This window comes from Pseudarthrobacter sp. AL07 (assembly GCF_029960665.1).
In the GTDB taxonomy this organism is placed as follows: domain Bacteria; phylum Actinomycetota; class Actinomycetes; order Actinomycetales; family Micrococcaceae; genus Arthrobacter.
In genome coordinates this window covers 94080-119282 of the sequence record NZ_JASBRB010000008.1, presented here as the reverse complement: position 1 = coordinate 119282, position 25203 = coordinate 94080, and the positions used below count along the sequence as shown (strand labels likewise).

General features: G+C 65.0%; 20 protein-coding genes. 9 read left to right on the top strand and 11 right to left on the bottom strand.

Annotated features, from left to right (window positions below; translation table 11 throughout):
• Together QK290_RS09670 and lipB are read right to left on the bottom strand one after the other, a co-directional pair.
• Positions 1-553: lipoyl synthase (locus tag QK290_RS09670; RefSeq protein WP_282330454.1), on the bottom strand; the 553-nt coding region annotated here is incomplete at its 3' end.
• Positions 550-1218: a lipoyl(octanoyl) transferase LipB gene (gene lipB, locus QK290_RS09665; RefSeq protein ID WP_282330453.1), complete on the bottom strand. Its 669-nt coding sequence runs from the start codon at positions 1216-1218 to the stop codon at positions 550-552. The genes QK290_RS09670 and lipB, both read right to left, overlap by 4 nt.
• Before the next feature lie 148 nt (positions 1219-1366).
• On the opposite strand from lipB, the gene QK290_RS09660 reads away from it, so the two are divergent.
• The 3 genes from QK290_RS09660 to QK290_RS09650 all read left to right on the top strand — a co-directional run bounded on the left by QK290_RS09660 (position 1367) and on the right by QK290_RS09650 (position 5608).
• A complete protein-coding gene (locus tag QK290_RS09660) occupies positions 1367-3238 on the top strand; it encodes a serine/threonine-protein kinase (protein ID WP_282330452.1) in 1872 nt (623 codons plus the stop codon).
• Positions 3239-3696: 458 nt separating this feature from the next.
• The gene (locus tag QK290_RS09655) at positions 3697-4932 is read left to right on the top strand and encodes a histidine kinase (protein WP_282330451.1); all 1236 of its coding nucleotides are present in this window, start codon (positions 3697-3699) and stop codon (positions 4930-4932) included.
• Positions 4925-5608, top strand: coding sequence for a response regulator transcription factor (locus QK290_RS09650; RefSeq protein WP_282330450.1), 684 nt, complete (start codon positions 4925-4927; stop codon positions 5606-5608). Before QK290_RS09655 ends, QK290_RS09650 begins: the two co-directional genes overlap by 8 nt.
• Positions 5609-5737: 129 nt before the next feature.
• Here QK290_RS09650 and QK290_RS09645 read toward each other — a convergent pair whose 3' ends face one another.
• Positions 5738-6481 (bottom strand): SDR family NAD(P)-dependent oxidoreductase, encoded by a 744-nt coding sequence (locus tag QK290_RS09645; protein ID WP_282330449.1) that lies wholly within the window; start codon positions 6479-6481, stop codon positions 5738-5740.
• A gap of 57 nt (positions 6482-6538) precedes the next feature.
• Positions 6539-7483, bottom strand: coding sequence for an FUSC family protein (locus QK290_RS09640; protein WP_282330448.1), 945 nt, complete (start codon positions 7481-7483; stop codon positions 6539-6541).
• A 567-nt stretch (positions 7484-8050) separates the two neighbouring features.
• Between QK290_RS09640 and QK290_RS09635 the strand changes: the two genes are divergently transcribed.
• On the top strand, positions 8051-8248 hold the full coding sequence (locus QK290_RS09635) for a hypothetical protein (RefSeq protein ID WP_282330447.1): 198 nt from the start codon (positions 8051-8053) through the stop codon (positions 8246-8248).
• A gap of 141 nt (positions 8249-8389) precedes the next feature.
• On the opposite strand, the gene QK290_RS09630 is transcribed toward QK290_RS09635, so the two are convergent.
• Positions 8390-9283 (bottom strand): TIGR01777 family oxidoreductase, encoded by an 894-nt coding sequence (locus QK290_RS09630; protein ID WP_282330446.1) that lies wholly within the window; start codon positions 9281-9283, stop codon positions 8390-8392.
• 74 nt (positions 9284-9357) lie between these two features.
• On the opposite strand from QK290_RS09630, the gene QK290_RS09625 reads away from it, so the two are divergent.
• Entirely contained in the window at positions 9358-12861 is a 3504-nt protein-coding gene (locus tag QK290_RS09625; RefSeq protein ID WP_282330445.1) for a S41 family peptidase, read from the top strand.
• A 121-nt stretch (positions 12862-12982) separates the two neighbouring features.
• Here QK290_RS09625 and QK290_RS09620 read toward each other — a convergent pair whose 3' ends face one another.
• The 5 genes from QK290_RS09620 to QK290_RS09600 all read right to left on the bottom strand — a co-directional run bounded on the left by QK290_RS09620 (position 12983) and on the right by QK290_RS09600 (position 19199).
• Positions 12983-13411 carry an OsmC family protein gene (locus QK290_RS09620; RefSeq protein WP_282330444.1) on the bottom strand — a complete coding sequence of 143 codons (429 nt, stop codon included), beginning with the start codon at positions 13409-13411 and terminating at the stop codon, positions 12983-12985.
• Between the two features lie 234 nt (positions 13412-13645).
• The gene (locus QK290_RS09615) at positions 13646-13999 is read right to left on the bottom strand and encodes a hypothetical protein (RefSeq protein WP_282330443.1); all 354 of its coding nucleotides are present in this window, start codon (positions 13997-13999) and stop codon (positions 13646-13648) included.
• A 148-nt stretch (positions 14000-14147) separates the two neighbouring features.
• The gene (sucB, locus tag QK290_RS09610; protein ID WP_282330442.1) at positions 14148-15911 is read right to left on the bottom strand and encodes a 2-oxoglutarate dehydrogenase, E2 component, dihydrolipoamide succinyltransferase; all 1764 of its coding nucleotides are present in this window, start codon (positions 15909-15911) and stop codon (positions 14148-14150) included.
• A gap of 126 nt (positions 15912-16037) precedes the next feature.
• The gene (gene lpdA, locus QK290_RS09605) at positions 16038-17423 is read right to left on the bottom strand and encodes a dihydrolipoyl dehydrogenase (protein ID WP_282330441.1); all 1386 of its coding nucleotides are present in this window, start codon (positions 17421-17423) and stop codon (positions 16038-16040) included.
• Positions 17424-17672: 249 nt separating this feature from the next.
• A complete protein-coding gene (locus QK290_RS09600) occupies positions 17673-19199 on the bottom strand; it encodes a leucyl aminopeptidase (protein ID WP_282330440.1) in 1527 nt (508 codons plus the stop codon).
• A 260-nt stretch (positions 19200-19459) separates the two neighbouring features.
• On the opposite strand from QK290_RS09600, the gene QK290_RS09595 reads away from it, so the two are divergent.
• The 4 genes from QK290_RS09595 to QK290_RS09580 all read left to right on the top strand — a co-directional run bounded on the left by QK290_RS09595 (position 19460) and on the right by QK290_RS09580 (position 24735).
• Positions 19460-20398, top strand: a complete 939-nt coding sequence (locus tag QK290_RS09595) for a PAC2 family protein (protein WP_282330439.1) — start codon at positions 19460-19462, stop codon at positions 20396-20398.
• A 72-nt stretch (positions 20399-20470) separates the two neighbouring features.
• Positions 20471-21832, top strand: coding sequence for an MFS transporter (locus QK290_RS09590; RefSeq protein ID WP_282330438.1), 1362 nt, complete (start codon positions 20471-20473; stop codon positions 21830-21832).
• A 93-nt stretch (positions 21833-21925) separates the two neighbouring features.
• Positions 21926-23161 (top strand): DUF4192 domain-containing protein, encoded by a 1236-nt coding sequence (locus QK290_RS09585; protein ID WP_282330437.1) that lies wholly within the window; start codon positions 21926-21928, stop codon positions 23159-23161.
• A 272-nt stretch (positions 23162-23433) separates the two neighbouring features.
• Complete coding sequence (locus tag QK290_RS09580) at positions 23434-24735, top strand: RNA polymerase sigma factor (RefSeq protein ID WP_282330436.1); 1302 nt, start codon at positions 23434-23436, stop codon at positions 24733-24735.
• Between the two features lie 174 nt (positions 24736-24909).
• On the opposite strand, the gene QK290_RS09575 is transcribed toward QK290_RS09580, so the two are convergent.
• Positions 24910-25131 carry a hypothetical protein gene (locus tag QK290_RS09575; protein ID WP_160670061.1) on the bottom strand — a complete coding sequence of 74 codons (222 nt, stop codon included), beginning with the start codon at positions 25129-25131 and terminating at the stop codon, positions 24910-24912.
• Between the last annotated feature and the right edge of the window lie 72 nt (positions 25132-25203).

Below are 25203 nucleotides of genomic sequence, written 5' to 3'. Positions count from 1 at the left end.
GCACGGTTTCAACGTTGTGCGCGAAGACCTCCGGCTTCGAAGCGCAGATCGCCGCGATGTGCTCGGGCTTGCCGGAAAAGTCAGGGATCAACAGTTCAACGCCGGTGCCCGGGTTCAGCTCGTGGATCTTCCGCACCGTCTCGGCATACAGCCACACACCCTCATCGGCCAGATCATCCCGGGCCACCCCTGTGACGGTGGCGTAGCGCAGCTGCATGGCCAGGACCGAGCGGGCCACCTTCGTGGGCTCAAACACGTCCACCGGGGACGGCTTACCCGTATCGATCTGGCAGAAATCACAACGCCGGGTGCATTCGGAGCCACCAATCAGGAACGTCGCTTCCTTGTCTTCCCAGCACTCAAAAATGTTCGGGCAGCCGGCCTCCTCACACACCGTGTGCAGGCCTTCCTTCTTAACCAGGTTCTTGAGCTGGACATACTCCGGACCCATCTGGACCTTCGCCTTGATCCACTCCGGCTTCCGCTCCACAGGAACTGCAGAGTTACGCTGCTCAACGCGCAGCAGCTTCCGGCCTTCTGGTGCCAGTGTCACAGGAGTGCTCCCTCAGGGATAGAAACGAGTGCTTCTTCATGCTTGCGAAATTCTTCCACGAACCGGTCCGCGATATCGCCGGGGGCGATGTTCCTGCCGGTTTCGATGGACATTGTGGTGACGCTGGCGTCGGTGATGCCACAGGCGATGATCTGGGCATAAGGCGCCAGATCATTGTTGCAGTTAATGGCAACGCCGTGCATTGTGACCCCGTCCAGGACGCGGATGCCGATCGCTGCAATCTTCCGGTCCGGGCCTTTGCTGTCAGCGGTGATCCACACGCCGGCCCGTCCCTTTATGCGCTCAGCGTTGATGCCGTAGTCGGCCATAACGGCGATCATGACCGCTTCAAGCCGCTCAACATAGTCTCGGATGCCTGACCGGTTCTTCAGCCTGAGAATCGGATACACGATCAGCTGGCCGGGGCCGTGCCAGGTCAGCTTGCCGCCGCGGTCCACCGCAACGACGGGCGTGCCGTCCAACGGGCGCTCGTGCTCTTCCGTGAGCTTGCCCGCTGTATAGACAGCGGCATGTTCAAGGATGAGGACAGTGCTGGGCGCCTCGTCTGTGACGACCTTGCTGTGGATCCCGCGCTGCAGATCCCAGCCGCGCGTGTAGTCAACGAAGTCCGGGGCGAGACCCACCTGTGAAAACTCAAGAGTCATGCCGTCAAGCTTAGACCCCGATCCGCGGGGGGTCCGGTTATAGTGTCGGACCTCTCATGCACTGACTCATGCGCTGGCGGATCCGGTGGATGCCCATGGCCTGTGGATAACTTCTGCAGGCATTCCCGGATTCCGCTAGACATGAGTCATGGATGATTTCACTGCCCCCGTAGTTCCCGGGTTCCTGGTGGGCCGCGTGTTGGGCCGCGGCGGAAGTTCGACGGTGTGGCTGGTTACGGAAGAAGGGTCCGGGCGCGAGTTTGCGCTGAAATGTCTCGGTGCCGGGCACCGCGTCGCGACCGGCCTCGGCGAAGGCAGGGAAACCGGGGCCGACGCCGAGGAGGCCATCCGACGTGAAATCCGTATTCTTTCTGTCCTTGACCACCAGCACCTCATCAAAGCCCACGATGCCCTCCGTCTTCGCGAGCCGGCCGGATCAGCAGTGACGGCCGGAGGGACAATAGGGCTGCTGCTGGATTACGCGCCCGGCGGTTCCCTCGGAGAGCTGGTCGGAAGCAGGGCGAAGCTCACCATCGGGGAGACGGTCACCGTGCTCACCCCTATTGCCCAGGTACTTGGCTACCTGCACGGCCAGGGGTTCACCCACGGTGACGTATCGCCCGGGAACGTCCTCTTTACAGGCCATGGCAAGCCAATGCTCTCCGACGTTGGCATTGCACGGATGGTGGGTGATGTTTCAGCGGTGCCTGACCTCGGAACCGCTGGGTTTATGGATCCGGCACCCGTGGACGCCGTAAGGGCCGGGCTGCAGCCGGAACGCGACGTTTACTCGGTGGCGGCGCTGGGGTGGTACTGCCTTACGGGCCAGCCGCCACGCCGTACCGCCGACCGTCCGCCTCTTTCCCTCCTGCTCCCTGACGTTCCAGTCGAGCTGGCCGCAGCCCTGGAGGCGGGACTAAATGAGGACAGGCGGCTGCGACCCACAGCCGTTGAGCTGGCGACGGCGGTCTACCGCAGCGCCCCGCCGCAGCCGGTGGACCTCTCGTCCTCGGCCCACGCCACGGTCATTCCGCAGCTGCTGACACGGCGCCGCGTCCCGGAACGTCCCGGTGGTGCGCTCCGCCGTAATCTTCAGGCCTGGCGGCGCCGGATTTCGACGTCGCGCTGGTCCGGGCTGGTCGGGGCGCGGCAAACCCTTCCGTTCCCGGCCGCAGACGAAAGGGAGATGCTGGCGGTTCCCGGGCCAACGCTCCGCGAATCAGTGGCCAGGGCACCCGGGGCCGGCAGCCTGGCGGCACCGGTCCAGGCCGCCGACGTCGACAATCCGGGACCGCGCGGCAGGCATGCTGTGGAACCCGGCACGCACGATCACGAACCCCACGCCGGTTCGAGGCGTCGGACGGTGGCGTCGCCGAAATCGGTGGACCCCGGCCCGTCCCGGCGCCGTGGGCGCTCAGGGACGGCCGGGCACAATCGGGGCACCGTGCTGTTGGCAGTGGGAGCGGGTGCGATCCTGGCAGGCACTATCTGGGCCGCCGGCGTCTTTGGGCCGGATGGGCCGTGGGGGGCGCCAGCTTGGCCAGAGGCGGTGGCGGAGAGTGCGGATGCCGGAGGGGTGGACCCAGTGCTCGCCGCCACAGGAGTCCCGGCAGCCGCCGCGGCGCAGCTGGCCTCGGCGGACCCGCTTCAAGCAGTCCAGGGACTGGCTGCGGTGAGGTCCGTGGCCTTCAGCTCCGGCCGGCTGGAGCTGCTGGATCTGGTGAATGCCCCGGGATCTGCGGCCGCTGCCGCGGATGCAGGCCTCAAGGCCGGGCTCCAGAAGTCCGGCCACGTCCTGGCCGGATTCACCAGTTCCGTATCGAACCTGGAGGTCCAGCCTGGCAGTCCACCCGGCCAGGTGGTTGTTGCTGTCACGTCAGCCACGTCGCCGTATGAAGAGAAAGACGCGTCCGGGGCAGTCGTGGCGGCGGGCACACCGGTGGCTGCCCGGAACCTCCGGCTGGTGCTGGTCTCCGTTGACGGCCAGTGGCGGATTACGGACGTCCTGCCTGGGGCCTGACTATTTGTCTCAGCACGCTGCCTCAGCGGTGATTTTCCGAAGTCGGCTTCACGGAATGTCCAAAGTCGTCTGCACCAACTCACGCCTGGTCTTAGTGAGTCCCATTTGGGGAACCCACTACGGGAAAGATTGAGAATTGTTCTCGGGTGAAGGCGACTATCGGTCCCGAATCGCTCGCTGAGCATGCCGTGATTCGGAGTCAGCACGGGCCGCAGGGTGCCTAAAAGCTGGCTCAAAGAATGAATCATCTGGCTTTTGGGTTGAGATTGCACCGATATGGCGAGAAGGGTGTGATTGCCGTGGATATGGTGACTGGCATGGAACCAGTTCTGAAATTTGTACGGCGTTGGGGAGCCCCCGTGGCGGCCGTCATCTTCTTCTCCCTGTGGTGTGTGGCCGAGGCAGGCAGAATGGGAGGGTCCTGGTTGTCGTGGTCAGGGAACTGGCCGCTGGCCTTGATGACATTGGCTGTTGCCACGGCGTCCTGGAAACCCCTGGTGTCTCTTGGGTTCACGGTTGCGCTCCTTGCCGGACAGTTGAGTCATGCCCTGCCGCCTATGTATTCCAATCACTGGGCCATCTACTTGGGTTCCTTTGTCGCTCTTGGCTTCATCATGTGGACCGCTCCACCGCGGCTGCGGTTCATCACTGGGGGCGCGAACGTGGTCGCCGCTGCTGTCATGGCGTTCCTGATGCTCTCGTGGAGATACGGCGACGGTGTCGGCTGGTATCCGCCGGCGTACGCCGGAGACCGGTGGATGATGCAGGACTATGGCTGGCAGCTGTTAGCCCTCCTCCTGGTGATCGCCGGGGCCTGCGCCGCCGTCGGACTTCTACTCGCTCTATATCAGGAACGGGGCAGTCTATTCCGGGCCCGGGAGCTTGCGCAGAGCAGCATGAAGGAAACCGAGATCGACCTCATCGTGGAGCAGGAACGGACACGCATCGCCCGCGATCTGCACGATGTCCTCGCCCATTCCCTCGCAGTCATCGCCGCCCAGGCCGACGGGACCCGCTATCTGAGCAAGGACCAGCCCAAGGTCGTCCTCAATGCCCTGGACACCATCGCCCGGTCCGCCCGCAGCGCCCTTGTGGATGCCCAGCGCGTGATCGAAGGAGTACGCGATGACGGCATGGTGACGCCCCAGCCGCGGCTGGGCGACATCCCGGCACTAATCGAAGGGATGCAGCGCGGCAGTTTGAAGATCCACCCCAGCGAGTCCGGGTCGCCCGTGGAACTCTCCACCGGACAGGAAATGGCGGTCTTCAGGATCGTTCAGGAGTGCCTGACCAATGCCCTCAAACATGGCGGGCGCGGCACGGATGTGCGGCTCCACTTTGACTGGAGCGGGCCGGGCCTGACTCTGCACGTGGCCTCGGCCGTTGACCCGGCCGAACAAGACGGCGCTACGAATCCGGCCACCGCCCGGGTCGGGAGGGGACTTCCGGGCATGCGCGAACGCGCCCATCTGGCCGGTGGCTGGCTGACGGCCGGACCGGACGGCGAACACTTCCGGGTGACGGTCTTTATCCCTTATGGAACCCGGGAGACGAGGGTAGCAGACGATACAGCCGGCGCCGAAGCCGGGGGAAATTTGGGTGAAATTTCGGGTGCGGAAGCCCAGCCGGCGCTGGCCGCAACGGGCCTTCCCGTTCCGGTAGGGGCCGCACGGGAAGCCGCCGACTGTGGCTGATGCCGGTGCGCGCATCACCGTGGCCCTGGTGGACGACCAGCCCTTGTTCCGGGCGGGTATCCGCATGCTGATAGAGAGCCAGAAGGACTTTGAACTCTCGGGAGAGGCCGGTAACGGGGAAGAAGCCGTGACCCTGGCAATCGACCGGCGCCCGGACGTCATGCTGATGGACCTGCGGATGCCGATCATGGATGGCGTTGAAGCCACCCGGCGGATCGTGCAGCACGCCGCGGCGGCCAGCACCGACAAGCCAAAGATCATCGCACTTACGACCTTCAACAGAGATCAGGCCGTGGTCCAGGCCGTGCAGGCCGGGGCGAGCGGGTATCTGCTCAAGAGCGCGGAACCGGAATTCCTGCTGGCAGCGATCCGGACCGTCCACTCCGGATACTCCGTCATCGCGCCAGGATCCATCCACTCTCTCTTCGAGCATGCTGCCCGCAACGTTCCCGCTGTGGGTCCGGACTTGTCCGTACTTAACGTCCTGTCCGTGCGGGAGCGGGACGTCTTTCTACTCGCGGCCAAAGGCCTCAGCAACGGTGAAATGGCGGAGAGCCTGTTCGTCTCCGAAGCCACCATCAAAACTCACCTGCGCAGCGTGTTGGACAAACTGGAACTCCGCACCCGGCTCCAGCTGGTCGCATTCGCCCACGAACGCCGCCTACTGGGCACCTGAACAGTCCACCAGAGGGATCAGCAACGGGTCATTAGCCGAACAAGAGCGCTGCTGTCCTGGGAGCTCTAGCCTTCCAACACCTGATCGTTGATGGGGGTTCCCGAATGCCGCAGCGCCTGCGTGCCACGTTCAGGCCTCGGTTCCGCCGTCCACGCGCAGCACGACGCCGGTGATGAAGGAGGCCTGATCCGAAAGGAGGAAAGCGGTTGCGTTGGCAATGTCTTCGGGTTGGCCCAGGTGCTTCATCGGGATCTCAGCGGCGTAGGCGGCCTTGGACTCGGTAGGCAGGGAAGCCAACGCCGCGGTTTCAATGGCACCGGGGGCCACGGCGTTAACGCGGATGCCTTGTTCGGCGGTTTCCTTGGCGACGCTGCGGGTCAAGGAAACCACGCCGTGCTTTGCGGCACCATAGGGGGTCAAATGCGGGGTGGCGCTGATGCCTGCCAGCGAGGCGATATTCACGATGGCACCCCGTCCCTGCTCAAGGAAATGCGAGACCTGGGACTGCATGGCCAGGAAGGTGCCGCGCAGGGTGACGTTGATGGTGCGGTCCCAGTCCGCGGCGGTGATCTCCTGCACGGGCGTGGGCATGGCTCCTACCCCGGCGTTGTTCACTGCCATGTCCAAACGGCCGAAGGACTCGATGGCGAAGGGAACCAGCGCATTGACCTCCTCGGCGTTGGCGACATTGGCATGCTTGTAGGCCGCTCGACCGCCGGTGGCCTCAATGAGCGCCACGGTCTCGGCACCGGCTTCGTCGTTGACGTCAGAGACGATGATCGAGGCACCATCTGCGGCCAGTCGCAGGGCAATGGCACGTCCGATTCCGGCTCCGGCTGCCGTGACGAGGGCTACTTGGTTTTCAAAAAACATGTGAACACTCTCCTCCGTGGGGAAAATTGCTGTCGCAATCGGGGTGGTGTTGGATTTTTATCCGGATGCGGCCTCGCGCCGTGATTCCCAGCGTCGCAGCAACAAGGCGACCAAGACTGCTGCGGCAATTCCAATGACCGTGAAAATGACTCGCTCAATGGTCAGTTCGAATCCGCGCTCGATATCGCCAAGAGAAGCGAAGATCAACAGCATCGGTGTCAAGGCCAGTGCCTGCATGAGGTAGGCCCCGCCCATGGAATACCAGACCAGGAAGAACAAGCACAGTACAGCCACAATGACGGCGCCCCAGACGGGCAGGAACAACACGGCCAGCAAAGCGATAATGGCCCCCAGGAAGGTGCCGATGAGGCGTCCGTTGAGGGTCTCGCGCCGCTGATTGGCTAGTGGTCGCAGGGCCATCAGTACGGTCACCGCGACCCAGTAACCATGGGGGATGTTGTTGGCCAGCGCCCAGTACATGATCGCGGCACACAATAGGCCTACCGCGATGCCGTGCTCCCACGCGGTGCGTTTTTCCACCGGAAGTGTAGGAGCCTGAAACTTGAGCAGGCGGGTGATCAGGGCGCCGGCCAACCCTCCGGCAAGGATCCACAGCACCGCGGACCACCAGGGGAGGTTGATGGGACCGGGTCCAAAGAGGATCACCATGACCGGAGTCAGCGAGAGCAGTCCGGCGGAGCGCTGGTTGGTGGCTGCAAAGAGGATCGCAGAGACGAACATGAGCACGGCGATGGCCCAGGGCGTTGAACCTGCCAAGGACGCCAAGCCGCCAAGTGCGGCACCGACGATCACCAGCAGTGCTGCCTGGCGCGGCTTGCTGACGGGAGTGACCGCCATGCCCAATCCCATGGCCAGTCCGAATCCCATGCTGGCCGAGGTCCCTCCGAACACGCTCACGATGACAGAGGGAATCATGATGGTCACGAGGAGCTTGAGCGCTATCGGTAGGGTCCCCGGTTGGGGACGGCTAAAAATCACCATGGTGTCATTGCCTTTGCATGGATTGGCGGGCAGCAGGAGTACCAGCCCTCCGCGGACGGATGGGCTGAAAAGATCGGCAGAAATACCCACGATATCGTCGCGAATCCACCCCGCACGCATGATGGGGAATCATTATTCCCATGGCAGGAATCGCCCCGCAGATCCGCGGAGTCTGCTACACACGAAAGATGCGCGGGAGGTTGCCTGGGCTGTTGGCCACGCTTGTCCGCACCGTCGCACGTGGTCTGGACACGCTGTTTCCATCGAGGCCAACAAACAAATCCCGCTTCAATACCCAGGGAAGTTCGGCCAGCAATCCCAGGGCTGCATCGAAATCCTAGTACCGTTCCTGGGTCATTGCGAACACGTGGCACAACCATCTACCCGATTGGGCACCGGTTCAATGGCAGCGGCCTCGGGTTGGTCCCTGACCATCGATGTTGGAAGCCGACGGCGGTCTTCGCATCGATGTCTCTAGCGGTGTCCTCCGTTCGACGACCACACAGAGCCAAGCCCTTGCCGAACCTTCCACTGGCAAGGCCTCCCGGGCCGATACCGCTGTCCAGCATGAACAACGCCAAAACACCGAAGCCACAATCCGCCGGTCTACTACGGATCCCCATGACCGGAGTCCTCATCGGATACGCCCGAGTATCCACGAACGCCCAAGACCTCAATGGTCGCGAAGTCAAGCTCAGCTTGGGACGCTCCGTCCACGATCATGCCGTCTACCGAGCCATCAACCGCTCAGGCGACGCCGAATGACCTCTTAGCCTGAAATTTCCGTACCGATCCTCCTCGGACTCCGAACGCACGCGCCACCGAGACTTGTGCAGAGGACTCCGGACATTCGCAACAGACGCGTCTTCGGAAAATGACACCAGCAGTCTGCCTCAGCCGGTTGACTCAGTGCCTGCCCGCCACCCAGGCTGCGGCCTCGGCCAGTGACGGGTGCTGCCACTGGAAGCCGGCTGCTTCCAGTACCGCCGGTTCCATCCGCTGGCTGGGCAGGATCAGTTCGTCGGCCAACTGACCCAGGACCAGGCGCAGGGCCGGCGACGGTACCCGGAAAAACGCCGGGCGGTGGAGCGCGGATGCCAGGGCGCCGACCAAGGCGTTGACGTCAGCGCTTTCGGGGGCGCAGACGTTGACCGGTCCGTAGAGCCCGGAGTCTGCGAGGAACAGAAATGCTGCGGCGACGTCCGGAAGCGTGATCCACGGCCAGTACTGCCTGCCGTGGCCGAGTGGGCCGCCCAGTCCGAGCCGAAGCAGCGGCAGCATCGGACCCAGAGCGCCACCTGCGGGGCTGAGGACGACTCCGGTGCGTGGGGTGACCACGCGGACGCCGGCCGGTGCCTGATGGGCGGCGGCCTCCCACTCAACGCAAAGGCGCGATAGAACACCCGAGCCGGCCGACGCACTCTCCCGCAGCTGGGCGGACCCCGAATCGCCGTAGTACCCTGACGCCGACTGGCTGATAAACGTGCGCGGCGGGTGGTCAAGCGTGGCCATGGCGGCGGTCAGTGTGTTGGTGGCAGCCAACCGCGACGTCAACAGCTCGTCGATCCGGCGTCTGGTCCAGCGCCTGTCCCCGATCCCGGCACCGGAGAGGTTGATCACGGTGTCCGCGCCCGCCAAGGCCTGGGGATCGAGCCGCTGCGCTGCCGGGTCCCAACGGATTTCGGCCGCAGACGTGGGCTCGCGGCGGACGAGGGCGGTCACATTATGGCCGGCCCCTCGAAGGGTTGCGGACAAGTGGGTCCCGATCATTCCTGAGGCTCCGGCAATAAGGATGTGCATGATCCATCTCACCACGGCCCGCACGCCGCCTGCACCTCCCTCGGACCGTACCGGGAGTTGACTATGATCGAACGATGACTTCTTCGAGCTACTTCCGGTTTCCGCATGTCCACGGCGAGCTGGTCACGTTTGTGGCAGAGGACGACGTATGGATCGCACCACTCAGCGGCGGCCGTGCATGGCGTGTGTCATCACTGCAGCTGCCCGCCCGCAATCCGCGGTTTACGCCTGACGGCAAGCGGCTGGTGTGGACTGTTGTCCAGGGAACCGCCCCGGAAGTTGTCTCGGCGGAGGTAGACGGCGGTGGCTATCGGCAACTGACGTATTTCGGCCACGCCACAACCAAGGTCAAAGGCTTCACCGCAGCCGGCGACGTAGTGGTGACCAGCGCGTTCCGCCAGGCCGAAAGCCGGCATACCTACGCTTACAGCGTCCCGGTCGACGGCGGGTTGGCTGAGGAGCTCCCCTTTGGGCCGGTCGAATCCGTGGCCTTCGGTCCCGAAGTGGGGGACGAGCGGCCCGTAGTCCTGGCCAGCGTACTCTCCCGTGAACCGGCCTGGTGGAAGCGGTACCGCGGCGGTACCGCCGGCAAGCTCTGGATTGACACCGACGGAAACGGCGAGTTCGAACGACTGGTTCCCCAGCTCGACGGAAACCTCGCAGATCCGCTGTGGGTGGACGGGCGCATCGCATTCCTGTCAGACCACGAGGGTTACGGAAACCTGTACTCGGTGCTGCCCGGCGGCGGCGATCTCCGACGACACACCGATCACGAGGACTTCTACGTCCGGCATGCATCCACTGACGGGGAGCGGGTCATCTTCGAATCGGCCGGTGAACTTTGGATCCTGCACGATCTGTCCTCTGCCGCGGTACGGCTGGACCTTTCGCTGGGCTCGGCATCTCAATCGCGCCGCCCGGGCCTGCTGAAAACCTCCAAACACCTGGGCGCGGTGGCGCCGGATGACAGCGGCTCCGCCAGCGTCGTGGAGGCCCATGGCACGCTTCACTGGCTCCGCCACAAGGACGGCCCGTCGCGTATCGTAGAGGCCACCCCGGGTGTCCGCGCGCGGCTCCCCAGGCCGCTCGACGGCGGCCGCCTCGCCTACGTCGCAGATCATGACGGCGTGGAGGCGATCTACATCAAGGAGATTGCCGCGCCGGTGCCCGACACCCTGGTTCCTGCCGTTACGGCAGCCCCCGTCGCCGCACCCGCGGCAGCGGATCGGGACCAACCGGAAGCACCGCTGCCCCGGCCGGTTCCCGCGGCGGCATCATCCGCAGCTGTGGCTGCCGACGTCGTTGTCCCGGTGCCGGATGACTCCCCGTCTAACAAATCCCTGGCCGACGTGCCCCCAAGCCCGGCAGAAGCTGTGGTCAACTCGGGACCGTCAGTCCTGACCCGCGTCGCCTTCCCCAAGCCCTCACGTGCCAGCGCCCTGGAAGCGAGCCCCGATGGCCGGTGGATTGCCGTGGGAACCTCCTTCGGCGACATTTATGTGGCGGACACAGCCACCGGGGACCTGTCCCTGGTCACCAGCATCGGCGAGGGAAGCATCGCGGAAATCGCGTGGTCCCCGGATTCGCAGTGGCTTACCTGGTCCGAACCAGTCACCTCGTTCGGCTCCCGGAGCCGGCTCCGGCTCGCCAACGCCACGGACCTGGCGGGCGGCATCGTCGAGGTCACGGACGGCCGTTTCTGCGACCTGTCCCCAAGTTTCACGCCGGACGGAAAGTTCCTGGCCTTCCTGTCCAACCGCAGCTTTGACCCGGTCTACGACGGGCACTCGTTTGACCTGTCTTTCCCCAGCCCCATCAAGCCGTATCTGGTGGCACTGGCAGCCACAACGCCGTCGCCGTTTGGCCCTGCCGTTGACCTGGCCCCTGCCGCAAGCGCGGACAACACGGACGGCACGGATGCAGACGCGGCGGCAGGCGCTGCACCAGTGAGTGCGGTCCGTGTGGATCCGGCCGGGTTGGCGCACCGTGTCATCGGCGTTCCCGTTCCCCAGGGCAACTACACGTCACTGACCTCAACGGAGGGCGCACTGCTGTGGCTGGACTGGGCCCTGGCCGGGGTCACCGGCGACGGCAAAGCCAGCCAGGACGACAAGGACGCCCGCCCCAGCCTGGTCCGGTTCGACCTGGCCCGCCGGAAGTCAGTCACGCTGGTGGAAGCCCTGGACAGCTACCGGCTCTCCGGCGACGGAAAAAAGGTGGTGCTCATCCACGACAAACAGGTCAGCGTGGTTCCCTCTGCCGCCAAGGCAGATGAGGAATCCGGCCAGCTCGTCAAGGTGGATCTGGGCCGCATCCGCGTGATGATGGATCCCCTCAGCGTCTGGGGCCAGGCGTTCGACGAAGCCTGGCGCCTGCAGCGCGACTTCTTCTGGGCCGAAGACATGGCAGGACAGGATTGGGAATCCATCCACAAACGCTACCGTCCGATCGTTGACCGGCTGGGGTCCCACGACGACCTGGTGGACCTGCTCTGGGAGCTACACGGGGAACTGGGCACCTCGCATGCCTACGTCCGGCCCGCAGCAGTCACGGAAAACGGCAGCAGTAGCCAGGGACGGCTCGGCGCAGACTTTGCCTTGACAGCGGCCGGCTGGGAGATCACCCGGATTCTTGCCGGGGAGTCCTCGGACCCGCTGGCCACCTCGCCGCTGACCCGGCCCGGTGCTGCCGCGATGTCCGGGGACGTAATACTGGCCATCGACGGTGTGCCGCTGTCCGCCGCTGTGAGCCCCGCGATGCAGCTGGTGGGCGCTGCCGGGCGGGCGGTGGAGCTGACCCTGCGCAACGGCACGGGGCATGGCGTCGAGGCAGGGGAGCAGCGGCGGATCGCCGTGATCCCGGTCAGGGACGAGGAACGGCTGCGCTATCAGGAGTGGGTGGCCGCGAACCGCGGGATTGTCCGCGAGGCCTCCGGCGGCCGCTACGGGTACCTGCACATCCCGGACATGATGGCGAACGGCTGGGCGCAGCTGCACCGCGACCTGGACACCGAAACTGCCCTCGACGGCCTCATCGTGGACGTCCGCCGGAACCGTGGCGGCCACACGTCCCAGCTGGTGGCGGAACTGATTGGCCGGAAGGTCACCGGCTGGAGCATGCCCCGCGGCGAACGTCCGCGGACCTACCCGCACCACGCGCCGCGTGGTCCGGTGATCATCCTCGCCGATGAATTTGCCGGCTCCGACGGCGACATCATCACCCAGGTCTCCAAGCTGCGGGGGATCGGCCCGGTGATCGGCACGCGCACCTGGGGCGGCGTGGTGGGGATCGATAACAGGTTCGCTCTGGCTGACGGCACCGGCGTGACCCAGCCGCGGTACGCCACCTGGTTTGGTGGCGGTGTGGGCTGGTCGGTGGAAAACTACGGCGTGGATCCCGACATCGAAGTGCTCTACCCGCCGCACGCTTATGCAGCCGGCAGGGACCCCCAGCTGGAATACGGGATCGGTGCGCTCACGGAAATGATCCAGGAGCTGCCGACCGACAAGCCCCCGGTCCGCGAAGGCTACCGCCGCCTGAAGCCCGCTCCGCTTCCTGCCCGCCGGCATGGCGGCTAAGACCGACGGCGACAATACACCAAAGAAGGCCCTGCCCCTCCGGTAGTCCGGGCGGGGCAGGGCCTTCTCCGTTTCAGGAGCAGCCAGCGTCACTAGCGAACGCGGCTGCCGCCTGGGTGGATCAGGATTCCAAGGATGCGTCCAAGGTGATCTCGATGCTGGCCAGCGCGCCGGAGACCGGGCAGCCGGTCTTGGCCTCGCCGGCGATCCGCTGGAACTCCTCTTCGGAGATGCCGGGGATCTTGGCTGACATCGTCAGGTGGCTCCCCGTGATACCGGTGCCGGGAACGAACGTCACATCGGCTTTGGTGTTGACCTCTTCCGGAGCATGTCCGGCCTGGGCGAGCATGTTGCTGAATGCCATCGAGAAGCAGCTCGCGTGCGCTGCGGCGATGAGTTCTTCCGGGCTGGTCTTGCCCCCTGCCGCTTCAGTGCGTGCCTTCCAGGTAACCTCAAATGTGCCCAGGCCGGAGCTGTCCAGCGTGGTCTGACCGGACCCTGTCATCAGGTCGCCGTTCCATACTGTGTGCGCGGTGCGTATTGCTGCCATGTCCACTCCTCAAGTCGGTTCGAACCGGGACCGGCCGTTGCCTGGCCCCGCCGGTTCCAATCCTAGGGATTGAGCGGGTGCCGTGCACAGGGTGTCCGCTCTCAGTGGATTGTGACTGTGCGCCTCGCCGGCAGCCGACGAAGGCCAGGCGGTTAATCCGCGTGGCCGTTAAACAGCGACGGCGCCGCTCCCGGATGAGGGGAGCAGCGCCGTCGGGGGCGGTTCGGCTGGCGATCAGTTCCAGAGCGTGGCGATGGCGATGTTAATCAGGGCCAGTCCGCCGACGCCGTGGGCGAGCCCGGTGGACACCGGTTCACCCTTCTTGACCTTGCGGGATCCGATCACGGCCAGCACGGCGACGGCGACGCCGATGGCGAACTTGATGCCGAGCTTGAAATAGTTGGGGTCGGAGTCGGGCATCATGGGGAGCATGCCCATCATGGCGACGCCGGTTAGCAGCTGCAGGAAGGCACCGTCCCGCTGGCGTGGGTGGACGGTCGGCTCTTTAATCGTGGCGATCCAGTAGCCCACGATCATTGCTGCGCCGACGATATGCAAGAACACCAGGGCGCTGAACACGATAGTCATGGCACCAGCATAGCCAGTAGTTTCTACGTCGCGTAGCAAAGCCGCGGGGGTCCCCGAAAGCACCGCGCCTTAAACCGCGACGGCGGTGCACGGGTTCCGGTGGTTTCCCACCGCTGCGTGCACCGCCGTCGTCCGGTCTTGCCCGGGATTAGAGTCCCAGGTCGGCCTCGAAGGCGCCTTCTTCGAGGCGGGCCTTCAGGGTCTGGAGGAAGCGTCCTGCGTCCGCTCCGTCCACCAGGCGGTGGTCGTACGTGAGGGACAGGTACATCATGGAGCGGATGGCGATCGAGTCGTCACCGTTCTCATCGGCCACCACCACGGGGCGCTTGACGATCGCGCCCGTGCCCAGGATGCCCACCTGCGGCTGGTTGATGATCGGGGTGTCGAACAGTGCGCCGACCGAACCGATGTTGGTGATGCTGAACGTTCCGCCGGACAGTTCGTCCGGGCCGATCTTACCGTCGCGGGTGCGGCCGGCAACGTCTGCGATCTTGCCGGCCAGCCCGGCCAGGTTCAGGTTGCCGGCATCGGTGACGACCGGAACCAGCAGGCCCTTGTCCGTGTCCACCGCAATCGCCAGGTGCTCGGCGTTGTGGTACGTGATCTCCTGCTTGTCCTCGTCGTACGCAGCGTTGAGCTTGGGGTGCTGCTTGAGGGCTTCGGCCACGGCCTTGGCGATGAACGGCAGGAAGGTGAGCTTGACGCCGTTCTGGGCCAGGAACGAGTTCTTGGCCTTCAGGCGCAGCTTGGCCACCTTGGTCATGTCCACTTCGTGCACCTGCGTAAGCTGCGTGGAGATTTCAAGGGATTCGCGCATGCGGCGGGCGATGACCTGGCGGATGCGGGGAGCCTTCTGCGTGGTACCGCGCAGAGAGGAGGCTGCCGGGCCCGCCGGAGCGGCGGACGGCTTGGCCGGTACAGCTGCGGGGGGAGCAGCCTTGGCTTCTGCCGCCGCGAGGACGTCCTGCTTGCGGATGCGCCCGCCGACGCCGGTACCGGAGAGTGATGCGACGTCCACGCCGTGCTGGTTGGCCAGCTTCCGGACCAGGGGCGTCACGTAGCCGGATTCGCCACCCGCAGCAGGCTCGGCCGCGGGTTCCGGGGCCGAAACTGGAGCAGGTGTTGCTGCCGCGGCCGGTGCCGCCGGAGCGGCCGCTGCCTTCGGTGCCGCCGGAGCGGCCTCTGCCTTCGGTGCAGCGGGAGCAGGTGCCGCGGCGGGCGCTGGTGCCGCAGGCTCAGCGGCGGGCGCCGGAGCTGCTGCCGGAGCGGAGGCTGCGGGGGCAGTCGCGCCGGACCCGATGACAGCGAGGACTGCGCCAACTTCGGCCGTTTCGTCTTCGTTGACCCGGATTTCCTGCAGCGTTCCGGCGACGGGGGACGGGATTTCGGTGTCAACCTTGTCCGTGGAAACCTCGAGGAGCGGCTCATCCACTGCAACGGTGTCGCCCACGGCCTTCAGCCAGCGGGTGACGGTTCCTTCAGTGACGCTTTCGCCCAGTGCCGGGAGGGTGACGTCGTGAGTTTCGCCGTCCGACGCGTCGGGTGCTGCCGCTGCGGGAGCTTCTGCAGCCGGTGCTTCGGCGGCCGGAGCCTCCTCTGCGGGTGCCTCCGCAGCCGGTGCGGCGGGGGCTTCCTCGGCCGGCGCTGCTGCTTCGGCGGCTGCGCCGCCGCCGGAGCCGTGGCCGATCCGGACCAAGGGCGCACCTACTTCCGCGGTCTCGTCTTCGGCGACGAGAATTTCCTCGATGATGCCGGCAATCGGAGAGGGGATTTCGGTGTCTACTTTGTCGGTGGAAACCTCGAGCAGCGGTTCGTCCACCTCTACCCGGTCACCTACCTGCTTGAGCCAGCGGGTGACGGTTCCTTCGGTGACGCTCTCACCGAGGGCGGGCAAGTTAACGGATTCAGACATGTCGTCCCCGTTCTCCTTATTGATCTTTTGTGCGGATGATGGCTGGCTTGTTCGAGCTTAGTGCACCCGGCGGATCACGCCGGGGGCACTAAGCCCTGTTGTCTTGCGGTGGTGCGGGCGGATCTGCTAGCCGTGCAGGGGCTTGCCGGCCAGGGCCAGGTGGGCCTCGCCCAGGGACTCGTTCTGAGTCGGGTGTGCGTGGACCAGTTGGGCCACGTCCTCCGGGTAGGCTTCCCAGTTCACGATCAGCTGGGCCTCGCCGATCTGCTCGCCCATGCGGGCGCCGATCATGTGCACGCCGACAACGGGGCCGTCCTTCTGGCGGACCAGCTTGACAAGGCCGCCGGTGCCCAGGATGGAGCTTTTGCCGTTGCCGGCAAGGTTGTATTCCTGGGTCTGGATCTGGTCGTCACCGAACTTGGCCTTGGCGGCCTTTTCCGTGTAGCCCACCGTGGCGATTTCGGGCTCGGAGTAGGTGACCTTGGGGATGTTGACGTCTTCGACGACGACGGGCTTCAGGCCGGCGATTTCCTCGGCGACGAAGATGCCCTGCTGGTACCCGCGGTGTGCCAGCTGGACGCCGGGGACGATGTCGCCGACGGCATAGACGTTGCCGACACCGGTGTGCAGACGCTCGTTGGTGATGACGAAGCCGCGGTCGATGGTCAGACCTGCCTCTTCGTAGCCGAGGTTGGCCGTGACCGGGCCGCGGCCGACGGCCACAAGCATCAGGTCAGCTTCAAAGGTCTTGCCGTCCACGAGGGTGACCTTCACGCCGTCGGCGTTCTGCTCAACGCCCTGGAAGAACGTCCCGGTGGAGAACTTGATGCCGCGCTTCTTGAAGGCGCGCTCGAAGGCCTTGACGATTGTCGCGTCCTCGTTCGGGACCAGGGAAGGCAGGCCCTCGATGATGGTGACGTCGACGCCGAAAGACTTCCAAACCGAAGCGAACTCGACGCCGATCACGCCGCCGCCCAGGATGATCGCGCTCTTGGGGATGAAATCCATGGTGAGGGCTTCGTCGGAGGTGATGACCTTGCCGCCGATTTCCAGGCCCGGCAGCGACCGGGAGTAGGAGCCGGTCGCGAGGACAATGTTCTTGCCCTTGTACGCGGTGCCGTTCACGACTACGGTATCGGTGCCCTGGAGCTTGCCTTCGCCTTCGATGACGGTGATGCCTTTTTTGCCCTTGATGAGACCCTGCAGGCCTTTGAACTTGCCGGCGATGATCCCGTCTTTGTAGGCGTTGACAGCGGTGATGTCAATGCTGTCAAGAGTGACGTTGACGCCGTACTTTGCCGAGTCGCGGGCGTGGTCGGCAAGTTCAGCGGAGTGCAGCAGTGCCTTGGTGGGGATACAGCCGTTGTGCAGGCAGGTGCCGCCGAGCTTGCCCTTTTCGATCAGGCCAACGGTGAGGCCAAGCTGAACGGCACGCAGGGCAGTTGCGTAACCGCCGCTGCCGCCGCCGAGTACCAGGATGTCGAATTCTTGCGCAGTTGCCTGATCGGCCACTAAAACGCTCCCTCGCGTGAACGATGACACGAGAGTACGCATCATCTGGTCTTGGAACTTCCCTGCCGTGATTATGCCAGCAGGACAGTTCCCTTTCATTTGTGACTACCGGAGTTCACCTTAGCGAACCACTAATACATGCTCCACCTTGCCGTCGGGTTTGTGGGGCGCTTGTGGTGAGAGTCACGCGGCGTAGTGTCCAAGGAATCACGGAGGTGTCACAAAGCCGCGTGACAGTTCAAAAGCCGGTCAGGCGGCAGCTGCCAGGATGTCCTCCACGTAAGCCACCAGTGTGCGGACGGTGCAGCCTGTGCCCTGCTTGTGCGTGTAGCCGTAGGGGCTTCCGTTGTTGAAGGACGGGCCGGCGATGTCGATGTGCGCCCAGGGAATCTGTTCCCCGTCCTTGCCCTTGCCCACAAACTCGCGCAGGAAAACAGCCGCGGTCATCATGCCGCCGTGGCGTTCGCCGATGTTGGCGAGGTCGGCCACCTGGGAGTCGATGCTCGGGCGCAGTTCCTCCGGCAGCGGCATGGGCCACACCAGTTCGCCCGCGCGGTCTGCGGCGGCCTTGATCGGTCCGGTGACGCTGTCAGAGCCCATGACGCCCGCAGTCCTGTTGCCGAGGGCGATGAGCTGCGCGCCCGTGAGGGTGGCGACGTCGATGATGGCGTCAGGGTATTCACGGCTCGCCGCGACGATGCCGTCTGCCATCACCAGGCGGCCCTCGGCGTCGGTGTTCAGCACTTCCACGGTCTTGCCGCCGAACATGGTGAGCACATCAGCAGGCCGTGAAGCTGCACCGGAGGGCATGTTTTCAGCGATGCAGAGCCAGGCGGTCGCCTTCACCGGCAGACCCAGTCCTGCGATCGCCAGCACGGTGTTAAGGACGACGGCGGCGCCCGCCATATCGCTCTTCATGTCACCCATGCCAAGGGCCGGTTTAATGGAAATGCCGCCGGTGTCGAACGTGATGCCCTTGCCGACGAGGGCGATTTTTGCGGTCGCCTTCGCGGGCGCGTATTCGACCTTCACCAGGCGGGGCTGGCGGGTGGAGCCCTTGCCGACGCCCATGATGCCGCCGAAGCCTTCCTTTTCGAGGCGCTTTTCGTCCCAGACAGTCACTTTGACCGGCAGGCCCTTGGCCAGTTCCTTGGCGGCCTCGGCGAAGGATTCGGGGTACAGGTGGCTGGGCGGCTGGTTGACCAGCGAGCGCGTGGCGTTAACTGCTTGACCGATCAGGCCGGCACGCGTCAGCGCGGCGCGAAGCGCATCGTTGGGGGCAACGTCCGTGTAGATCAACGCGTTGCGGACCGGTTCCTTCAGTCCGTCCTTGGACGACCGGTACTCGGTGAAGGAATAGGCGCCCAGGGCCGCACCCTCGGCGACCGCAGCGACGTCGGCGACTCCCGCCGTCGGGAGCGCGAGGACAACAGTGGGCAGGCCACCGAGCTGGCGGACGGCGGAACCCGCGGCACGGCGCAGGGCCTCTTCGGTGAGCGGACGGCCAGCGGCCACCTTGCCAACACCGGCGAGAACCAGGACGCCGGTACCCGTTTCCGGGAGGCCGGGCAGCCGGACGATCTGGTCAGCGGCGCCGGTGACACCCAGAACCTTAAGGGAATCGGTCAGTGCTTCCGCCGATTTTGCGGTCAGCGGGTTCGCAAGCAGGATAGGGCCGTCCGATCCCTGTCCCACGCCGATGACGACGGCGTCACTGGGGGTCCTCTTCAGGTCCTTGGCGAGGGTACTAAGGTTGATTTCAGTATTCTTGACCACGGGGTAAGTCCTCAATTCTCGAAAAGGCTGTTCGCGCTGGTATGGATGTCAGGCGCTCGGCCATGGAAATCCGGGGGCCGTCCGATCGGGACGTCGCCGGGGTGCCGGTAATCCCGTCCGGCGGGCCATTCACGATCGTAGCCGCTGCGGGCATCGGCCGCGGAATCCCCTGAGACCTGCGCCACACCGCCTGGCGGAATTCCCGGGTGCCTGAACGTGTTGTACAAGATATTCACCCGACTCCTTGAAAGGACGACGCCGTGCTTGAACGGATTTCCGGTTCCCTGCTGGACCCCGATGCGCTCTATGCGAGCAACATCGAGCTGTTCCACAGCCCGGCGCTCCGCGGGCTGAACCTGGTGATGGGCTTCACCGGCTTTGCCGATGCCGGCCACGTGGTGAGGCAGATCAATGCGGAGCTCCTGGACACCCTCGACGCCGAGCCGGTGGCTGTGTTCGACGCTGACCAGCTCATCGACTACCGTTCGAGACGGCCCCACATCTCCTTCGTGGAGGATCATCTGCAGGACTACCAGCAGCCGAAGCTGGCGCTGTACAAGCTGACGGACGGGCTCGGCAGCCCCTTCCTGCTGCTGGCCGGTTTTGAACCCGACCTTCAATGGGAGCGGTTCGCACGCGCCGTCGTCGGCATTGTGGAAAAGCTGGACGTGAACCTGGTGACCTGGATCCACTCCATTCCCATGCCTGTGCCGCACACACGCCCCGTGGGCGTGACCGTCCACGGCAACCGTCCGGAACTGATCGAGGGCATTTCCGTCTGGAAGCCCACCGTCGACGTTCCGGCTGCCGTAGGGCACATTCTGGAGCTGCGGCTGATGGAGGCTGAGCGCAATGTTGCCGGCTACGTGATCCACGTTCCGCACTACCTTGCCGACGCGGAATACCCGCCGGCCGCAGTAGCCGGACTTGAATTCCTCGGTGCCGCGACGTCCCTGATGCTGCCGGCGGACCGGCTGCGCGAGGCGGGCCGGGAAGTGGGCCGCCAGATCGCTGAACAGGTCGCAGCCTCGGAAGATGTGCAGCAGGTTGTCGCCCGGCTGGAAGAGCGGTACGACGAGAAGGCCGAGGGGACCGTCCGGCGCTCGCTCCTGGCCGATGAAAATGACGAACTTCCGAACGGGGACGAGCTGGGCGCTGCAGTAGAGGCCTACCTGGCCCGCGAGAACCCGCACCCGTAGCCGCCGGCCCCACGGCGTCCGCTTGGCAGACGCCTGCCCGGGGCGGAGCAGCAGCCCGGGCATAATGAGGGGGTGACTGCACCCCGAGCCTGGCTGATCTGGAGCATCGGCATCTTCGCCTACCTTGTGGCCGTCTCCCAGCGCACCTCATTCGGTGTGGTGGGGCTGGAAGCCACCGAGCGGTTCCATGCCGGCGCGTCCGCCATCTCCTTCTTCACGGTGCTGCAGCTGCTGGTCTACGCAGGCCTGCAGATCCCCGTCGGCCTCTTGGCGGACAGGTTCGGCTCGCGCATCATGATCGCCGGCGGGGCCGTCCTCATGGGACTTGGGCAGCTCCAGCTGGCCTTCGCCGACACCATCCCCGGCGGTGTGGCAGGGCGGGTTCTTGTGGGCGCCGGCGACGCCATGACCTTTATTTCCGTGATCCGGCTCATTCCCCTGTGGTTCGCGCCTGCCCGGGTTCCCCTGGTCACGCAGCTGACGGGCATGTCGGGCCAGTTGGGGCAACTGTTCAGTGTGCTGCCGTTCGCCTTCGTCCTGCATTCCTTCGGCTGGACCCCCGGCTTCCTGATGCTCGCGGGCATGGCGGGCCTGGCGGTGGTGCTGGTGCTGGTCCTGTTGAAGGACCACCCGCCCGGTGCGCCCGCCCCCCAGTCGCAGCAAGGGTTGAAGGCCACCGGCGCCTCGCTCGCGCGGGCCTGGCGCCAGCCGGGTACCCGGCTGGGGATGTGGAGCCACTTCACCATCCAGTTCAGCGGCACGGTCTTCGCCATGACCTGGGGATATCCGTTCCTGATCTCGGGACAGGGCCTGGATGCAGCAACCGTGGCCGGCCTGATGACCTTGTACGTTGCGGCGGCGATGGCCGTGGGCCCTTTCATCGGGCAGTTCGTTTCCCGCCACCCACTTCGCCGGTCAACCATGGTGCTGCTCATCGCCGGGGCCACGGCCGCTGCCTGGGCCGCCGTGCTGGTGACGCCTGGCCGCTCCCCGCTGTGGTTGCTGGCGTGCCTGGTGGTGGTCCTGGCCATCGGGGGGCCAGGATCGATGATCGGGTTTGATTTCGCGCGGACGTTTAATCCGGCGCACAGGATCGGAACCGCAACGGGCATCGTGAATGTGGGCGGCTTCATCGCGGCCCTCGTGGCGATCTTCCTGGTCGGCCTCGTGCTGGACGTCCTGCTGGCCAGCGGCTATTCCGGCGGCGTCCTCTACGGGCTCGAGCCGTTCCGGATCGCACTTAGCGTGCAGTTCCTTTTGCTGGGCTTCGGCGCCGCCATGACGCTGGTCTGCCGGCGCAAAGTACGGCGTCAAATGGCCGCGCAGGGTGTTGTGGTGCCGCCGCTCCTCCGGGCCATGGCGCAGCAGCGGCGGGTCAACCTGGCCCGGCGGCGCCAGCCATCCGAGTCCAAGGACCGCGCGGGCAAAGACTGACACCTTTCCTGCACAGGCAGGTTTCCAGGCGTGTTCTTCACATACGGCAAGTTGGCGCTTCACTGCCGTTCGCGCTGCGCCAAAGCTGGAACCATGAAACCTTCAGAACACCTGACCGTCCGAGGCCCTGAAGACATCCTCGGCTTCATTCCGCATTCCCTGGGCTACTGGCCTGCCGACAGCCTGGTTGCCATGACCCTGCAGGGGAACCGGCTGGGAGCAACCCTGAGGCTGGATCTTCCAGGCCCGGAAACCCTCGCGGACCCGCGGGACTACGCCCGCACAGTGCGGGACTATCTCCGGGCTGACGGGAATGCCGACGCGGCCCTGCTGGCCTGCTTCACCAACGACGGCTGGATGGAACCACCTGGAACCTACCGCGGGCTACTTGACGCCTTGCAGTCGGAACTGGGGGCCGCGGGCATGCCGGTACGTGACGCCTGGTATGTCGGTGACGCCTACTGGCGTGATGCCTATTGCACCGACCCGTCCTGCTGCCCCTCGCCGGGCCGGTCCGTTCAGGCGATCCGGGACAGCATGCTCAACGCCGAGATGGTTTTCCGCGGCAGCAGCGTCGGGCCCGCACCAGAGGACGGTGCCCACCCTCCGCCCACGCTTTCCGGGGCGGACCGGACGGCCATCCTTGCCTACGAGGAAACGTGGGCGGAGCAGCTGGACCGGCGCCGGGGGAGCAGGGACCAGTTCGGCCAGCTGATGGTCCAGTGGGAGGCCCTGCTGGCCAACGTGCCTGGTCAGGTGCTGCCGGTCAACGAGATTGGCTACCTTCGCGCGTCGCTCCGTGTCCCGGCCTGGCGTGACGCCGTCCTGGTGATGGCCGCCGCCGGTCAGGCGGCCGCCCTGGCGGGTGCCGAGAAATTCGATATCTTCGATGCGGGCTGCATCCTGGCTCCGGTGGGGCCTGCACTCCTGGGCTTCGAACCTTCCGGACTAGCGTCCGGAGCCGGAGCGGCAGGATGGGGGCCAGCCGGTCAGGGTATCCCAGGCATTCCGGGGTATGGCGAAGTCCTGTTGGGGCTGGACCCTGTGGTTCCTGCCTGGCACACCCTTAACAGCCTTGACGCAGTGCTGGAACAGCTGTCGGCGTGCGGCGGTCAGGCCGGTGCGGCCGCGCTGACCGGACGTGGGTGGATCGCGTGGTGCAGGGGGCGGGGGTCGTACGCTGCCGCGTACCTCGGCCGTGCCCTTGAGGAGCAACCAGGCTACCGGTTGGCTGAACTCATGCTTGAGCTGGTGCGGCGCGGCACCCTCTGTGGCTGGGCTGCACGGAAGGAAGCCGCCTGGCGGAAATTCGAACCGGATGCAGCCTGAGCCGTTGTAGCCTTGCCCGTGTGGACCGGGATGGGACAGCTTTGAGGCCGGGTTTGGGGAAAACCGTGAGACAATGGTTGCCGAGACCCGGTTGGGTCCGTGAATCAAGTGCATATGATGAAGCCCAGCAGGGAACATTATGGCCGCCCCGGCAGTTCTACTTGTAGACTCTGCCGGCCGTGGTTGCACCTGATATTCATCACGGACTTGACAGGGTCATAGTGGTGTTGCCCGTATGGTGATTCCACAGACCGCCGCTAGAAAGGTTTTCTGTGACCCCGTCTTCCGCGAAGAAGGAACCCGCCGCCCAGGACGATTTGTCCCCTGAGGCGAAGCAGGCTGCAACGAACGCCAAGCGAGCAGCGACGCGGGCAGCCAACAAAGCCATTAAGGATGCCTCCGGTGACGCCGGTTTGGACGGCAAGCCTGAGCCCAAGAAGCGCGGACCCAAGCCCGGCGCCAAAGCCGCTGCCGAAGCAGCCGGAAAATCCGCGCGCGGCGACGATGATGAGGACGTTGAGGAGGACCTCGACGACATCAACATCGCCGATGACAGCGAGATCAACGCCGCCAAGGCTGCCTCCGCAGCAACGGGCAAGGGGTTTGTCTACTCGGATGCCGATGACGACGATGCCCCTGTCCAGCAAGTGATGTCGGCCGGTGCCACGGCTGACCCTGTCAAGGATTACCTCAAGCAGATCGGTAAGGTTGCGCTGCTCAACGCCGAGCAGGAAGTCGACCTCGCGCTTCGGATCGAAGCCGGACTCTTCGCCGAAGAGAAGATCAACGCCGACGACGGCTCGATGGAACCCAAGTTCAAGCGTGAACTTGAGTTCGTCATCCACGACGGTAAGCGCGCCAAGAACCACTTGCTCGAAGCCAACCTCCGCCTCGTGGTTTCATTGGCCAAGCGCTACACCGGCCGAGGCATGCTGTTTCTTGACCTCATCCAGGAAGGCAACCTGGGTCTAATCCGTGCTGTCGAGAAGTTCGACTACACGAAGGGCTTCAAGTTCTCCACGTACGCCACATGGTGGATCCGCCAGGCCATCACCCGCGCCATGGCAGACCAGGCCCGCACCATCCGCATCCCGGTGCACATGGTCGAAGTCATCAACAAGCTGGCCCGCGTGCAGCGCCAGATGCTCCAGGACCTGGGCCGGGAACCCACGCCGGAAGAACTGGCCCTCGAACTGGACATGACTCCTGAAAAGGTCGTCGAGGTCCAGAAGTACGGCCGCGAACCAATCTCCCTGCACACCCCGCTGGGTGAAGACGGCGACTCCGAGTTCGGCGACCTCATCGAGGACTCCGAAGCCGTCGTTCCCGCTGATGCCGTAAGCTTTACGCTCCTGCAGGAACAGCTGCATTCCGTTCTGGACACCCTGTCCGAGCGCGAAGCCGGCGTGGTGGCCATGCGTTTCGGCCTGACCGACGGCCAGCCGAAGACTTTAGACGAAATCGGCAAGGTCTACGGAGTCACGCGTGAGCGTATCCGCCAGATCGAATCAAAGACCATGTCCAAGCTCCGCCACCCGTCACGGTCGCAGGTGCTGCGGGACTACCTGGACTAGATCGGGACTCAGGCAGCGCGGGTCACCTTCCGCCCATCATCTTCGGGTTGAGGGGTGAGGAGGGGACCTGCGTTGTCCGCTTTGGGATTCAATGCGTGGTCTCCGTACCAAAGAAGAGGACCCCTCCGGCTGGAGGAGTCCTCTTCTTTGGTGTGCAAGGTTGGGTGCGCCTGGTCAGTCGACGGCCACCGGAGCCTTCTCGTGAAGCCTGCCCGTCTCGTCGTGCCAGTCGGAGCTCAGCGGCCTCAGTGTAGCCTCGATTGCACGGGCGTGGTGGCCGCAGAACAGCAACTCACCGCCGGAGGACTCGAGTACAACGCGGACATATGCCTGAGCTCCGCAGCGATCGCACCGGTCCAGTGCGTTGAGTGTGCGGTCTGCCACTGCTGTTGTCATGTCGGCCTCCTTAGTAGATCTGTATGTCTATGTAACCAGTATTCGTAGCAATTCCATCGCAAGGACGGGTCA